The organism is Chitinispirillales bacterium, assembly GCA_031254455.1.
In the GTDB taxonomy this organism is placed as follows: Bacteria; Fibrobacterota; Chitinivibrionia; order Chitinivibrionales; family Chitinivibrionaceae; genus WRFX01.
Map to the genome: position 1 here is coordinate 1 of JAIRUI010000025.1, position 13,138 is coordinate 13,138.

Below are 13,138 nucleotides of genomic sequence, written 5' to 3' on the forward strand. Positions count from 1 at the left end.
AATTTCGATTGAAGCAAAATCAGGATAACCGGTTTTTGGGCATAAACAAGTAAATTCGGGAAAAATAATTTTTACAACGTTGTTTGTGTTTTGCAAGGAAAACGGCGAATCAAAAAATTTATGATTGCCGGTTAAGCGTATAGAGCCGTATTTACCTCGCTAATACTGGAGTAACCAAACTTGCAAATGCTATACTTCATATAACGGAAAACGGTTATAAGTGGCATGCATTGCCCAAACATTTTGGTAATTGGCACACTATTTATGTAAGAGTAAATCGCTGAAGCAAGGATGAAGATTTACGAAAATAAGGTTTTATTTAACGTATTGACTTTTCGTTTGGGAGAAATTTATTTTTAAGAACAAAAAGCGAGGAAATTATGAGAATACCTACCCCCCCCTCCGCACAGAAATCGTTAGTTCTTCAAGAACTTGAGGTTTTAGAAAATTTTTTACGAGAAACGCCGTCTCATGGAATAGCGGAATCTATGAAATACATTTCCGAGCGGGTAAAATTAAATATCGAAAAGATAAAAGGGACAAACGAAGAAATTCTTGCGCCGAGATTTACTGCAATACTTGAGAGTGTTGCAGCAAAAAATCAAAAACAGACAACATTAATTTATATGGCAAACGATACGAGAATTAAAGGAGGATGGGTTGCACGACTTGGCGCTATGCTTGCTCTTTATAGAATAGCAAAAGATAACGGTTTCAATTTCAAAATAAATTTTACAAAACCTTTTAAGTTACTTGATTTTATGACTCCAAACAAATACGATTGGCGTATTGAAGAAAAAGACGTAGTTTTTTCGCAGAAAACGATTTCCGTGTCAATGTTAACATCAAATCTCAGATACTTGTATCCCGAAACAATTACTTTTTACGACAGATCTAAGTTTGAGAATTTTTTGATTGGTTTGAATGGGAAATACGGTCAAATTCAATGCCATTTAGATAGTGCAGAACCTTTGGTATTAGGAAAATTTAGTGAATTATTCAATGAATTGTTTGTTTTATCGGACGAATTAAAAGAAAGAATTGATTTTCACAAACAAAAAATAAACGGCGATTATATTTCTGTTGTTTTTAGATTTCAATCATTGCTTGGCGATTTTGAAGAATATGGATATGATGCTTTAACAAAAGAAAAACAAAACGTTTTAATTGAAATGTGTATAAAAAATCTGAAAGTAATCTGCGATATAGAGAAAGGAAAAACAATATTAGTTTGTTCCGATAGCGTTCGTTTTAGAGAAACGGTAAAAGATATGGAAAATATTTATATTGTCGAAGGGAAAAGATCGCATCCTAATATTGATATTTCAAACAAAGAGACTCAAATGTTAAGTTTTATTGATTTCTTTTTAATTTCATTTGGACAAAGAACATATTGTTTTGCACCCCAACCTTTGTATAGAAGCGGTTTTCCTAGAATTGCTTCCATGTACGGAAATATACCTTTCAAATTCATAGAGTTTGACTTGACAAAACCGTTGCTTACCAGGGGAAATACGGATTTGCATTTGAAAAACAACTCAATTGTACTGAATTGGCTTAAAACGGAAAACAATATGTTTGCTCTACAAGAAAAAGAAGAAATTATCGAATGCTTGAACGAAAATCCGTTTTGTGTTTTTCCGTATCGTTACACTAAAGAACGAGTAAGTTCCGAAGCGTTTTATGACAAAGACAATTCTATGTATTTTGTTTTACATAACGGTAAAAAAATGTACTTTCCGCATGGTTGGACGGAAGAAAGAGTGAAAAATTATTATATCGGCATAATGTTGGAGCAAAACCGCCGTTCTCCACACTGTTATATTGCCGACGGATTTGAAGTCAAAGAAAATGACGTTATTGCAGATATTGGCGCGGCGGAAGGAATATGGGCACTGGATAATGTCGAAAAGGCGAAATTCGTATATCTGTTTGAATGTGACAAAGGATGGACGAACGCTTTGTATAAAACATTTGAACCGTTTAAAATGAAAGTCCGTATAATAAATAAATTTGTCGGAATTTGGACTGAAAATGAAAATATAACAATAGATGATTTTGTCGCGGAAAACAGAACGGATATCACTTTCATTAAAGCGGATATTGAAGGTTCTGAAATGTCGATGCTTTGCGGCATGCCGAATTTATTGAAAAACAAAGATTTACGTTTGCTTTTATGCACATATCATAAACAAAACGACGCAGATGAATTTGACGCTTTTTTGAAAAAGTACGGATTTTATACGGAATTTTCAAACGGACACATGCTTTTTATTTACGATAAAATCGGATTGCAAGAACCATATTTCAGAAAAGGTTTGATTCGAGCTAAAAAAATTAATGAAAGCAAATAAAAACGTATTGATTTTTCGTATAAGCAAAACTTATTTTTAATAACAAAAAATGAGGAAATGATGAGAATACCTACTTCCCTCCCCACGCCACAGTTAGATCGTAAAAATGTACGTTGTACGGTTATTGTCGTAACTTACAACGGAAAAAAGGAATGGTATGACAAATGCTTTTCAAGTTTGTTAACATCATCTATCCCATTAGAAATTATTGTCGTTGATAATAAATCCACGGATGATACCATAGATTATATAAGCCGAAATTTCCAACAAATTAAAATTATACAAAACGATGAAAATGTCGGATTTGCCAAAGCAAATAATATAGGTTTGAATATCGCTTACAATGACAATAAAGATTATTTCTTTTTACTGAATCAAGATGCGTGGGTTGAACATAATACTTTAGAAATTTTAATTACAGTTGCCGAAAAAAAACAGGAGTTTGGAATATTTAGTCCGATTCATCTAACTGGCAGTAAAAGTGGTTTTGATAAAAATTTTAGAAATTATTTTCATTACAATTCGACAACGATTTGCGCCTATGAATGTTTATATTTAAAATATCAACAACCGATTTTATATGAAAGTTTTTTTGTAAATGCAGCCGCCTGGTTAATAACAAGAAAATGTGTTGAAATAGTTGGAGGATTTGACACTATTATGTTTAAACACTATGGAGAAGATAATAACTATTGCCAAAGAGTAATATATCATAAGTTAAAAATCGGGATAGTTCCGACGACAACAATTTGTCATGATAGAGCATTTAGAGCCAACAACCCTCTTGATCCCGATATAATCTTTTCTATTACATATGGAAATATATTGTTGACAAAAAAGATTTTAAAGGAACGATTGATTGAAATTTTCTTTAAAATCATTCGCGGGAAAGAAATATCAAAAGGCCTGAAAGAAATACGTTTTGTCATAAAAAAATATCAAAAAATTGTTAAAAGCAGGGAAATAAATAAGATAAAAGGAAAAGGTTTAGAATATTTAGAAATTAAGGAGATTTAAAATATCTAAAAAGCAAATTTGATTGAAAATCATTTTGTCAAAAGTATATTTTGTCTAAAATTCTCTGGCGTGCGATTTTAAATTTTCAAAAACAGATTCGGCGCAGGCGGGACGAGAAGTCGGGCTTTCGACTACCACCGTCGTATTCACGTTACCGCGCGGAAAAAAATTTCCTACTACGCGAAGCCAGCGCGGCGAAAGATTTCTGGTAAGTTCGTCAAAAATAAAATTTATCGCTCTTTCGTGAAACGTTCCGATGTTTCTAAACGAATTAAGATACAGTTTCCATTCAAAAAATAAATTAATTTCACATAAGTAATTGGAAAAGTTTTTTAGGGAAAGGATACTTTAATAACTGTGGCAATTGATTATTCCTTTTCGATTTCTCCAACGAAATAAGACCGGCAAAATTTAAGTATCAAAATAAAACGCCGCCGCTTAAGAAATTAAGCGGCGGCGTTGTTTGTAAAACGAATATTGAATAACGCTTATTTCTTTTTCTTCGCTTTTCTTTTTTCTTCGATAACGGCCTGCGCCGCAGCCAAACGTGCAATCGGCACACGATACGGCGAACAGGAAACATAATCAAGTCCGGTTCTGTGGAAGAATTTAACCGAAGACGGCTCGCCTCCGTGTTCTCCGCAAACGCCGCATTTAAGTTTCTTTCTGCCTTTTCTGCCTTTTTCTACGCCCATTTCTACAAGCGCGCCCACACCCTCCTGGTCGATAGCGACAAACGGGTCTTCGCGCAGGATTTTCTTTTCGATATAATCCGAAATAAACACTCCTGCGTCGTCGCGAGAATAACCGAACGCCATTTGCGTGAGGTCGTTTGTGCCGAACGAGAAAAATTCCGCGCCGTCGTCGCCGCCTGAAATTTTGTCTGCGATAATAGCCGCTCTGGGAATTTCAATCATAGTTCCGACGGTGTATGTAAATTTCGCGCCTTTTTCGGCGATAATCTTATCCGCTGTTTCACGAACGATTTTCGCCAAATAGTGAAACTCTTCGACTTTACCTATAAGAGGGATCATTATTTCGGGAAATACTTTTACGCCTTCTTTTTCTTTTCTGCAAGCCGCTTCGATAACCGCCGTCGTCTGCATTACGCAAATTTCTGGATATGTAATCGACAAACGGCAGCCGCGATGACCAAGCATCGGGTTTTGTTCGTGCAAATCCGTAACTTTTTTCTTGATTTTTTCCACCGAAATATGCAGACGTTCCGCCATTTCTTTTTGACCTTCATCGTCTTGCGGCAAAAATTCGTGAAGCGGCGGGTCAAGATAACGAATAGTTACTCCGTACCCGTCCATTTCTTTGAACAAACCTTCAAAATCCGCTCTCTGATACGGAAGAAGTTTATCAAGCGCTTTTTTGCGGTCTTCAAGCGTTTCCGCCAAAATCATCGCGCGCATATCCCAAATTCTTTCACCTTCAAAGAACATGTGTTCGGTTCTGCAAAGTCCTATGCCTTGTGCGCCTAACGCTCTTGCGACAAACGAGTCGCGCGGAGAATCGGCGTTTGCACGAACTTTAAGGGTTTTTGTTTTTTCAGCCCATTTCATAAGATTGACGAACATTTTGTAAACTTCCGTTTTCTTCGCTTCTTCGTCGTTATCGACAAGCCCCGCGATAACCGGAGATTTTGTCTTTTTGACTTCGCCCAAAATCAATTCGCCGGTAATTCCGTCAACGGCGACGACGTCGCCTTCCTTAATTACGATTTTGCCGACAGTTATAGTCTTGGTCGAATAGTTGATTTCCATTTCGCTTGCGCCGACTACACAGCACTTTCCCCATGAACGAGCGACAACGGCCGCATGCGACGTCATACCGCCCGTAGACGTTACCGTCGCTTCTGAATCCGCCATTCCTATTACGTCTTCGGGAGATGTTTCGTGTCTGAAAAGTATTGTTTTTTTACCCTGTTTCTTCCATTCTACAACGTCTTCCGCATTAAAAACGACCTGTCCGCAAGCGGCGCCCGGTCCAGCCGGCAGTCCTTTTGCAAACACACGCTTTTCATCGACGGCTCTTTTCTTTTCTTTTGGGTCTAAAACATCAAACAACAATTGATTAAGGTGGTCGCCGGAAACTCTCAAAAGCGCTTCTTCTTCGTCGATCAAACCTTCTTTTACCATATCGTAAGCGATTCTTACAGCCGCCATACCGGTTCTTTTACCGTTTCTGGTCTGAAGCATATAAAGTTTGCCTTCTTCAATGGTAAATTCAATGTCCTGCATATCTTTGTAATGCTTTTCTAATTTCAAGCGGATGCCGTCCAATTCCTTATAAATGTCTTTCCATACCTTTTTCATTTCGGAAATGTGCATCGGAGTTCTGATTCCGGCGACGACGTCTTCGCCTTGCGCATTAATCAAAAATTCGCCGTAAAATTCGTTTGTTCCGTCTGCCGAATTTCTTGTGAACGCTACGCCGGTTCCGGAAGTATCGCCCATATTCCCAAACGCCATAGATTGAACGTTTACCGCGGTTCCTTTAAGTCCGTAAATCTTTTCTTTTGTGCGATAAAATTCCGCTCTGGGCGACATCCACGAACCGACAACCGCCATAATAGCCTTTTCCAACTGGACTCTGGCGTCGGTCGGAAACTCTTCGCCGGCTTTTTTCTGAACGGGAGCGCTATCCGCACTTGCGTTGTCTTTGTAAACTTTCTTATACGCCGCAACTACTTCTTTAAGTCCTTCGACGTCAAGGTCGGTATCAAATTTTGCGCCGCGTTTTTTCTTAACCGCCGAAAGTTCGCGCTCAAACTTTTCGTGAGAGATTCCCATAACGACGTCGCCGAACATATTTATGAATCTACGGTAGGAGTCCCACGCCATTCTTTCGTTGTTGGTTTTTTTAGCCAAACCTATGCAAACGTCGTCGTTGATTCCCAAATTGAGAATAGTGTCCATCATTCCGGGCATAGACATCGCTGCACCCGAGCGAACGGAAACCAAAAGCGGAGATTTCGGATCGCCGAATTTTGCGTTTTTGCGTTTTTCAAGAATAGCGATGTGTTCGTTCAATTCCGTTTTGAGCGTGTCGGGAAGTTTTTTCCCGTTTTTGTAATAATAGTCGCATACGTCCGTGACGATAGTAAATCCGGGAGGCACAGGCACTCCTATGCTTGACATTTCCGCAAGATTTGCGCCTTTGCCGCCAAGCGTATCTTTCATCTTCGCATTCCCGTCGGCTTTTCCTTCACCGAATTTGTAGATGTACTTTTCAGACATCAATACCTCCAAATAAAAAAATTGTAATTATCGTAAAATTCCCGTATAAATATAATTTATTTCATAAGGATAAAAGAGTAATTTTTTTGACTTTGCGGATAAAGTATTTTTAATAGAAAACCGGAAAGTGAAAATGAACAAAAAAGACACGCATTTTTTATTTTTCAGTCGAAGCATAAACGAAAACGTTATTCTTTTGGACAGCGACGAGCTTGCGCATATTTCAAATGTTTTGAGATTTTGCGAAGGCGATGAAATTCAAATAACGGACGGTAAGGGAAATATTTTTGAATGCAGAATCGTGAAAATAAAAAGAGACAGCGCCTTGTGCGAAATAATTTCTTCAAAATTTTGTAAGCCTTTTTCCTTAGGAATTACACTTGCGGTCGGATTGCCGGACAAAGATAAATTCGAGACGATTTGCGAAATGCTTGCGCCGCTAGGAGTAAAAAAAATTATTCCGCTGGTGACTCGGAATTGCCAAAAAAATTACTTAGACGGCAGATGGGAAAAAACTTTGGAAAGATGCGAAAGAAAAGTTATTTCATCGATAAAGCAATCGCTTAATCCGTATGTTACGAATATTGAAAACCCTGTGAATCTGGGTGATTTCGTAAGTAATTGCGAATTGAATTTACTTGCGGATTTTGACGGAAAACGTATCGGAGAAATAGTTCGAGAAGATAAAACGCCCGAATCGGTTTGTATTTTTGTAGGACCGCCGGCAGGATTTTCGTCGGACGAAATAAATCTGCTTTCTCAAAATTCGACAAAAATCCGTATAGGAAAATACCGGCTTCGCAGCGAACTTGCGGCGGTAGCGGCGGCGGCGGCGGTCGGACAATATTTATATTCCTAAAAATTCCAAACCAATTTTGCACCGTTAGGAATTATATACGCAGTCGGAATTTTGTTCTTCCATTGTTCTGCTTTTATTCTTCCTACAATTCTCAATGGAATACCGCTGAGCATTACAGTATATCCTAAACTTGAAGCGATTATCCAGCCGGCGGATTTCAGAACTTCTTTGTCATAATTATCTTTATCTTCATCCGTATAAAAATAATTATATCCGCCCGATGAAGAAGCGACATAATCTTCCGCTTTGACCGCATGAACCGCCGCTATAACGACTCCTGTCGTTGCGAAAACCGCTCCGCCGATAATAAGTCCGGTTCCGACATTTTTCATTTTCTTAAAATGCTCATACCTTTCCTGCGGATTTTCCTGAACCGAAAGGTCTATACCCACGTTTTGAGCAAACACGCCCGCGCACAACGTCAAACACGCAATCGCCGTTTTGAGAAAATTTCTCATAATAACTCCATTTCTGCGCTGTTTAGCGCAAGTTAAGTTTTTTTGGACTGCTTACCTGAGAAAAGAGGTTGCTCTGCCCAATAATCAAATTCACCACAAATATGAGTTAATTGTTAGTCCTTCTCGGCACGTCGTAGAAAAGTACCTATTGCAAGGATTGTAACAGAAAGGCAGAACAACCGAAAGGAAGATTGCCTTGTTACAATCAATTACAATTAGAGAAATAAAAGAACTAACATTTGTTACGGAAACAAAAAAGATTCCGTAACTCATATTTGTGGTATTGGTAAAATAATATTATGTCTTTCAAAAACACAAGAGTGAAGGTTACGAGTTGGATTTATAACTCAATTAATATTATTTTAAAAATTTTCTCTGTAATTTTTACTTGCGGGGCGTTGTGAATATATTGTATTTTCGTAACGGTTTTGTACAAATATTTTTATCGTAGAGCCTAAGGAAATAACCATGAAAAGACCCAAGATATATCTTGAAACGTCGGTAATAAGTTATCTTGACCAGCAGGGCTCTTCAGAACAAACAGCCGATACGCTTAAATTTTGGGAAAAAGCGCAAGAAGGCGAATACGATATTTTCGTGTCTCCGGTAGTGATGGAAGAAATTAAAAGTTATAACGCCGAGAAATCTTTCATTATACAAAAACATATGGATAAAGTTTGTATAAATTTATTGCCTGAAAGCAAAGAAGTGGAAGAATTGGCAAAATTATACGCCGAAGGTAGAATTTTGACGGAAAGAAATTTTGATGACTGCAAACATATCGCTTACGCTTGTGTTTATAACTGTGATATGATTGTTTCTTGGAATTTCAGGTGTATTGTAAATTACAAAACTATTTGCGAAGTTAAAAGCGTTAATGCGGTTGCGGGATACAGGGAAATGGGGGTTTATACTCCTACTATGCTTATATAAAATTGGGGCAAGAACTTTCATTATACAAGAGAAGAATATGAAACCGATTTTGGCGATAACTATGGGCGACCCCGCCGGTATCGGAGCGGAGGTGATTCTTAAAGCGTTTTCTCATAAAGATTTTTTTGAAAATTACAAATGTTTGGTGATAGGTGAAAAACGTGTTTTGGAATTTTACAGAGAAACCCTTAAAATAAATTCACCGGAAATTAAAACAATTTCGCAGCCGAGCGAATATGAAAGCGGAAAAATCTGCGTTATTGATATTCCCGTCGCAGGAAACGACTTTGAAACCGGTAAAGTTTCGGCAAAATGCGGAGAAGCTTCATTTCAATATATAGAAAAATCGATAAATTCGGCAAAGAACGGTGAAATCGACGCGGTAATTACCTGCCCGATTAACAAGGAAGCGTTGCATTTATCAGGGCATAATTATCCGGGGCATACCGAAATTTTTGCAGAGAAGTACGACTCAGAAAATTTTACTATGCTTTTTAAGGTAGAAAACGTTTCGGTTGTTCATTGCACGACTCATTGTTCGTTGCGTCAAGCGATTGATTTGATTTCGACGCAAAAAGTAAAGCAAAACATTCTTCTTTTGAATGAGGCGCTTATGTCTTTCGGGATAAAAAATCCTAGGATCGCGGTCTCAGGGTTAAATCCGCACGCGGGTGAAAACGGGCTTTTCGGCAGAGAAGAAATTGAGCGTATAAATCCCGCGGTAGAATGGGCGAAACAAAACGGAATAAATGCAAACGGCGCATTTGCGCCGGACACGGTATTTGTTTCGGCGTTCAACGGAAATTACGACGGAGTCGTATCAATGCTTCACGATCACGGATTTGTTGCGTTGAAATCCCGTGATTTTGAATCCGGCGTAAATATCACCGTCGGACTGCCGGTAATTCGTACGTCGGTAGGACATGGAACCGCCTTTGATATAGCCGGAAAGGGTGTTTCAAACGAAAAAAGTTTACTTTTCGCAATCGACGATGCAAACAGGATGGCAAAATTTAAGGAAAAACTCTGATTTTGTAAAAATACTATTTTTGTTTGTATGAATGCGAAATACGGAAAGGATTTGCGGTGAACATACTGATTTTTAACTGGCGCGACATAAGGCATCCACGGGCGGGCGGCGCTGAAATTCATATGCACGGAATTTTTGAACCGATTGCAAAATCAGGCAACGAAGTAATTGTAATTTCGTCGAGCTTTATCGGCTGTGAACGTGAAGAAAACATAAACGAAATTAAAATTATTCGCGTCGGCAGTGAAACTACGTATCCGCTTGAGGTGTGGAAAAATTTCAAAAAATATGAAAAACGGTTTTTGCCTGATATAATTTACGAAGTGTTTAACAAATTGCCGCTTTTTACTCCGTTACTGACCAGCCGTCCAAAACTTATTCAAATGCATCACCTTTGGCTGACGTCAATTTTTCATGAAGCGCCGTTCCCGGTAGCAAGCGTCGTGTGGCTCGGAGAACAAATGCTGCGCTTTTTTTACCGAAAGGAGCAGTTTGCGATTGTCAGCGATTCCGCAAAAAAAGAATTAAAATATTACGGAATAAAAGACGAACGAATTAAAATAATTTATTGCGGCATAAACTACGATTTTTACGTTCCCGCAGCAGAAAGAAACGTTGAGAAAAACGGAAAATATTTATTTTATATCGGGCGATTGCAAAAATACAAAGGCGTTTTGGATATTTGTGAAGCGTTTGAAAAAATATCAGGGAAATTTCCAGATTTGAAATTGAAAATCGCGGGGAGCGGAACGTTTAGGGAAAGACTGCAAAAATGGATTGAAAAGCACAATTTAAGCGAAAGAATTTTACTTTTGGGATTTATTTGTGAAGACGAAAAACTGCGTTTGCTGCAACACGCTTATTTACTTGTTCAACCAAGTTTCAAAGAAGGATGGGGACTTACCGTTATCGAATCAAACGCCTGCGGAGTTCCTGTTGTCGCAAATAACGCGCCTGGATTGTGCGATAGCGTAAGTGACGCAAAAACTGGGCTTTTGTATAAGTTCGGCGACGTTGACGACGCGGCGAAGAAAATAAGCATGTTGCTTGAAGACTCTCAAAAATATGCGCAACTTTCTTTGAATTGCAGAGATTGGGCTAAAAAATTCAAGTGGCAGACCGCTTCCGACGAGACATTTGATTTGCTTAAAAAAGTTATCTCAAAAGATTTATGCCAAAGTTAATTCTGTTTAACAAACCATATTTTGTTCTTTCAAAATTTAGAGACGAACAGAAAAGAAAGACGCTTGCCGATTTTCTGAAAATTCCTCATGTATATCCTTGCGGGCGGCTTGATTACGATTCCGAAGGACTTATTTTGCTTACGGATTTGGGTTGGCTGCAAAATTTAATTTCGTCGCCGAAACATAAACTTCCCAAAACATATTTGGTTCAAGTAGAAGGTGAGATTTCTAACGAAGCGATAGAAAAATTGAGTAAAGGAGCGCTTTTACGAGACGGGAAAACGCTTCCGGCAAAAGCAAAGAAAATACCTGTTCCTTCTTTATGGGAAAGGACGCCGCCGATACGTTTCCGTAAAAATATTCCGGACAGTTGGATTGAAATTACAATTTGCGAAGGTAAAAACCGTCAGGTTCGCCGAATGACCGCTGCGGTCGGTTTTGCGACATTGCGGCTTGTAAGAAAAAGTATCGGAAGTTTAAGCATAGACGGAATTAAAAACGGAGAATACAAAGAAATTGTTTGCCCGACGAACATGAGAGAAGCAAGAACTCTGTTGACGATAGGGGAGAACTAAGGTATTGTAATTTATCCTTTTAATTTCGTTTTACAAAAAAAGAACCGCCTCGTTCAATACATAAATTACACAACATATTCAAATCGTGGATTTTTAACAATTCCCAATCAAAACTTAACAAAACCGCTTTCAATATTTTTTCCGTACATTGCTGACAATGAAAACAGGAAATATATAATTGTTTCGGACTTACTTCATAAAAAAGATGTTTCGCCACAAACAAATCATCCGAAGCAAATTTTACCCATTCTCAAACAAGTTTGTTATCTTGCATACAAAAGAATTCCGTCTTTTTTAACCTTTTTCTCTATTGACGCAAAGGCGCTTCTTTCTTCGAAAAAGCATTTTTTTCGCAACCACATCAATAGGATTGAACCAAATATTATTTCCCGCCAAAACAAAGCGGAGCGCAAATCTCTCTGCGTTCCGTCGTTTATTCAACTCGAAAATATTCAATAGACTTTCAAATTTTCATCGTCTATTTCTATCGCGTCGCCGACTTGGCGGATTATTCCTACACCATAAGCTTTCGCTTCTTTAATTACGCTTTTATCAAACGAAAAACCCGCCGCTACAAGATATAATTCGTAGTTCTTATAGATGGGAAAATATTTACGAAACTGAGACGCTTTATTTACAGCTATTTCTTTAATAAAATTCGGATGTATTCTGTTTTTCGCCTCAATAATCGCCACTGATTTACCGTTAACCAAAACAATGTCAAATTCCGCGGATTTTCCTTTTTTGTTATATTCCAAATTAGGAATCATATAGTCATACGTTTCTTTACCGAAAGATAATTTCTTTTTGAATACGTTTTGAAAATACCGCTCTGCGTGATAACCGATATTGTTGTTTACCCCGTTCACTATTTCGTCAAGCCGGTCTAATTTTTTGTCGGTTTTCTTCATTTGTTCATCAGTTTTCTTTTGCAGTTCGCCGATTTCTTTTTGCTGGTTCCTCAATTCGGCAAAATCTTTCTCTGACTTTTTCGCATTATCTTCCGTCAACGCTTCAATTCTGTCAAGTCGTTCTTTCCACTCTTCCATATTAACCTCGCTTTTACGTATAATATAATATTCGCCGCAAAACAAAAACGAGGCGCAAATCTCTCTGCGCCCCGTTTGTTTAATACCGCCCCGTCATTGCGAGTGTAGCGAAGCAATTCAGTCATCGTATTATCGTTTCACACCCATTTTCGTCGAATACTTATATGTTTTTCCGCTTGCACCTTTCGCTTCAGCGATTATCAGATAAGTACCGTTCGCCACATTCCTGCCCGCATTATTCGTCAAATCCCACTCAATCTCCTTGTTGTTTTTACTTTTTGATTCAAACACCACATTACCTATGTTGTCATAAATAATAAGGGTAACTTGCGTCTGTTCGGGAGTTTTTACCGAAATCTTTGCAGACTGAGAAACAACAGCCTTCTCAAGTATTATTCCGTACTTCCTGTCTGATTTCTGCGGTTTGGCGATCG

General features: G+C 38.2%; 14 protein-coding genes. 8 read left to right on the forward strand and 6 right to left on the reverse strand.

The genetic code is table 11. The features are described from left to right. The first annotated feature begins 191 nt into the window (after window positions 1-191). From LBH98_01640 to LBH98_01650, 3 genes are all read left to right on the forward strand, one after another. Window positions 192-284, forward strand: a complete 93-nt coding sequence (locus LBH98_01640) for a transposase (GenBank protein MDR0303460.1) — start codon at window positions 192-194, stop codon at window positions 282-284. Window positions 285-380: 96 nt separating this feature from the next. Continuing rightward, on the forward strand, window positions 381-2,354 hold the full coding sequence (locus tag LBH98_01645) for an FkbM family methyltransferase (protein MDR0303461.1): 1,974 nt from the start codon (window positions 381-383) through the stop codon (window positions 2,352-2,354). Window positions 2,355-2,414: 60 nt separating this feature from the next. Continuing rightward, window positions 2,415-3,371, forward strand: coding sequence for a glycosyltransferase family 2 protein (locus tag LBH98_01650; protein MDR0303462.1), 957 nt, complete (start codon window positions 2,415-2,417; stop codon window positions 3,369-3,371). A gap of 54 nt (window positions 3,372-3,425) precedes the next feature. On the opposite strand, the gene LBH98_01655 is transcribed toward LBH98_01650, so the two are convergent. Both LBH98_01655 and ppdK read right to left on the reverse strand, forming a co-directional pair. Then, entirely contained in the window at window positions 3,426-3,677 is a 252-nt protein-coding gene (locus tag LBH98_01655; protein MDR0303463.1) for a hypothetical protein, read from the reverse strand. A 182-nt stretch (window positions 3,678-3,859) separates the two neighbouring features. Continuing rightward, window positions 3,860-6,616 (reverse strand): pyruvate, phosphate dikinase, encoded by a 2,757-nt coding sequence (gene ppdK / locus LBH98_01660; protein ID MDR0303464.1) that lies wholly within the window; start codon window positions 6,614-6,616, stop codon window positions 3,860-3,862. 133 nt (window positions 6,617-6,749) lie between these two features. Here ppdK and LBH98_01665 point away from each other — a divergent pair, with 133 nt between their 5' ends. Then, the gene (locus LBH98_01665) at window positions 6,750-7,475 is read left to right on the forward strand and encodes a 16S rRNA (uracil(1498)-N(3))-methyltransferase (GenBank protein MDR0303465.1); all 726 of its coding nucleotides are present in this window, start codon (window positions 6,750-6,752) and stop codon (window positions 7,473-7,475) included. Here LBH98_01665 and LBH98_01670 read toward each other — a convergent pair. Beyond that, window positions 7,472-7,933: a hypothetical protein gene (locus LBH98_01670; protein MDR0303466.1), complete on the reverse strand. Its 462-nt coding sequence runs from the start codon at window positions 7,931-7,933 to the stop codon at window positions 7,472-7,474. The two genes, LBH98_01665 and LBH98_01670, sit on opposite strands and share 4 nt — an antisense overlap. Window positions 7,934-8,401: 468 nt before the next feature. Here LBH98_01670 and LBH98_01675 point away from each other — a divergent pair, with 468 nt between their 5' ends. From LBH98_01675 to LBH98_01690, 4 genes are read left to right on the forward strand one after another with little or no spacing between them, the layout of a single operon-like run. Further along, on the forward strand, window positions 8,402-8,866 hold the full coding sequence (locus LBH98_01675) for a PIN domain-containing protein (protein MDR0303467.1): 465 nt from the start codon (window positions 8,402-8,404) through the stop codon (window positions 8,864-8,866). A gap of 37 nt (window positions 8,867-8,903) precedes the next feature. Continuing rightward, the gene (pdxA, locus tag LBH98_01680) at window positions 8,904-9,896 is read left to right on the forward strand and encodes a 4-hydroxythreonine-4-phosphate dehydrogenase PdxA (GenBank protein ID MDR0303468.1); all 993 of its coding nucleotides are present in this window, start codon (window positions 8,904-8,906) and stop codon (window positions 9,894-9,896) included. Between the two features lie 56 nt (window positions 9,897-9,952). Continuing rightward, window positions 9,953-11,080, forward strand: a complete 1,128-nt coding sequence (locus tag LBH98_01685; protein MDR0303469.1) for a glycosyltransferase family 4 protein — start codon at window positions 9,953-9,955, stop codon at window positions 11,078-11,080. Further along, window positions 11,068-11,655 carry a pseudouridine synthase gene (locus LBH98_01690; GenBank protein MDR0303470.1) on the forward strand — a complete coding sequence of 196 codons (588 nt, stop codon included), beginning with the start codon at window positions 11,068-11,070 and terminating at the stop codon, window positions 11,653-11,655. Before LBH98_01685 ends, LBH98_01690 begins: the two co-directional genes overlap by 13 nt. Before the next feature lie 19 nt (window positions 11,656-11,674). Here LBH98_01690 and LBH98_01695 read toward each other — a convergent pair whose 3' ends face one another. The 3 genes from LBH98_01695 to LBH98_01705 all read right to left on the reverse strand — a co-directional run. Beyond that, a complete protein-coding gene (locus tag LBH98_01695; GenBank protein ID MDR0303471.1) occupies window positions 11,675-11,878 on the reverse strand; it encodes a HEPN domain-containing protein in 204 nt (67 codons plus the stop codon). Between the two features lie 229 nt (window positions 11,879-12,107). Next, on the reverse strand, window positions 12,108-12,704 hold the full coding sequence (locus LBH98_01700) for a hypothetical protein (GenBank protein ID MDR0303472.1): 597 nt from the start codon (window positions 12,702-12,704) through the stop codon (window positions 12,108-12,110). 129 nt (window positions 12,705-12,833) lie between these two features. Continuing rightward, window positions 12,834-13,138, reverse strand: a 305-nt coding sequence (locus LBH98_01705) for a gliding motility-associated C-terminal domain-containing protein (protein ID MDR0303473.1), incomplete at its 5' end; no start/stop codon positions are given.

Excerpts from the sequence above, each read along its gene's own strand:
- LBH98_01645 (MDR0303461.1), top strand. The coding sequence starts at position 381 with ATGAGAATACCTACCCCCCCCTCCGCACAGAAATCGTTAGTTCTTCAA.
- LBH98_01650 (MDR0303462.1), top strand. The coding sequence starts at position 2,415 with ATGAGAATACCTACTTCCCTCCCCACGCCACAGTTAGATCGTAAAAAT.
- ppdK (MDR0303464.1), bottom strand. The coding sequence starts at position 6,616 with ATGTCTGAAAAGTACATCTACAAATTCGGTGAAGGAAAAGCCGACGGG.
- LBH98_01665 (MDR0303465.1), top strand. The coding sequence starts at position 6,750 with ATGAACAAAAAAGACACGCATTTTTTATTTTTCAGTCGAAGCATAAAC.
- LBH98_01670 (MDR0303466.1), bottom strand. The coding sequence starts at position 7,933 with ATGAGAAATTTTCTCAAAACGGCGATTGCGTGTTTGACGTTGTGCGCG.
- LBH98_01675 (MDR0303467.1), top strand. The coding sequence starts at position 8,402 with ATGAAAAGACCCAAGATATATCTTGAAACGTCGGTAATAAGTTATCTT.
- pdxA (MDR0303468.1), top strand. The coding sequence starts at position 8,904 with ATGAAACCGATTTTGGCGATAACTATGGGCGACCCCGCCGGTATCGGA.
- LBH98_01690 (MDR0303470.1), top strand. The coding sequence starts at position 11,068 with ATGCCAAAGTTAATTCTGTTTAACAAACCATATTTTGTTCTTTCAAAA.
- LBH98_01700 (MDR0303472.1), bottom strand. The coding sequence starts at position 12,704 with ATGGAAGAGTGGAAAGAACGACTTGACAGAATTGAAGCGTTGACGGAA.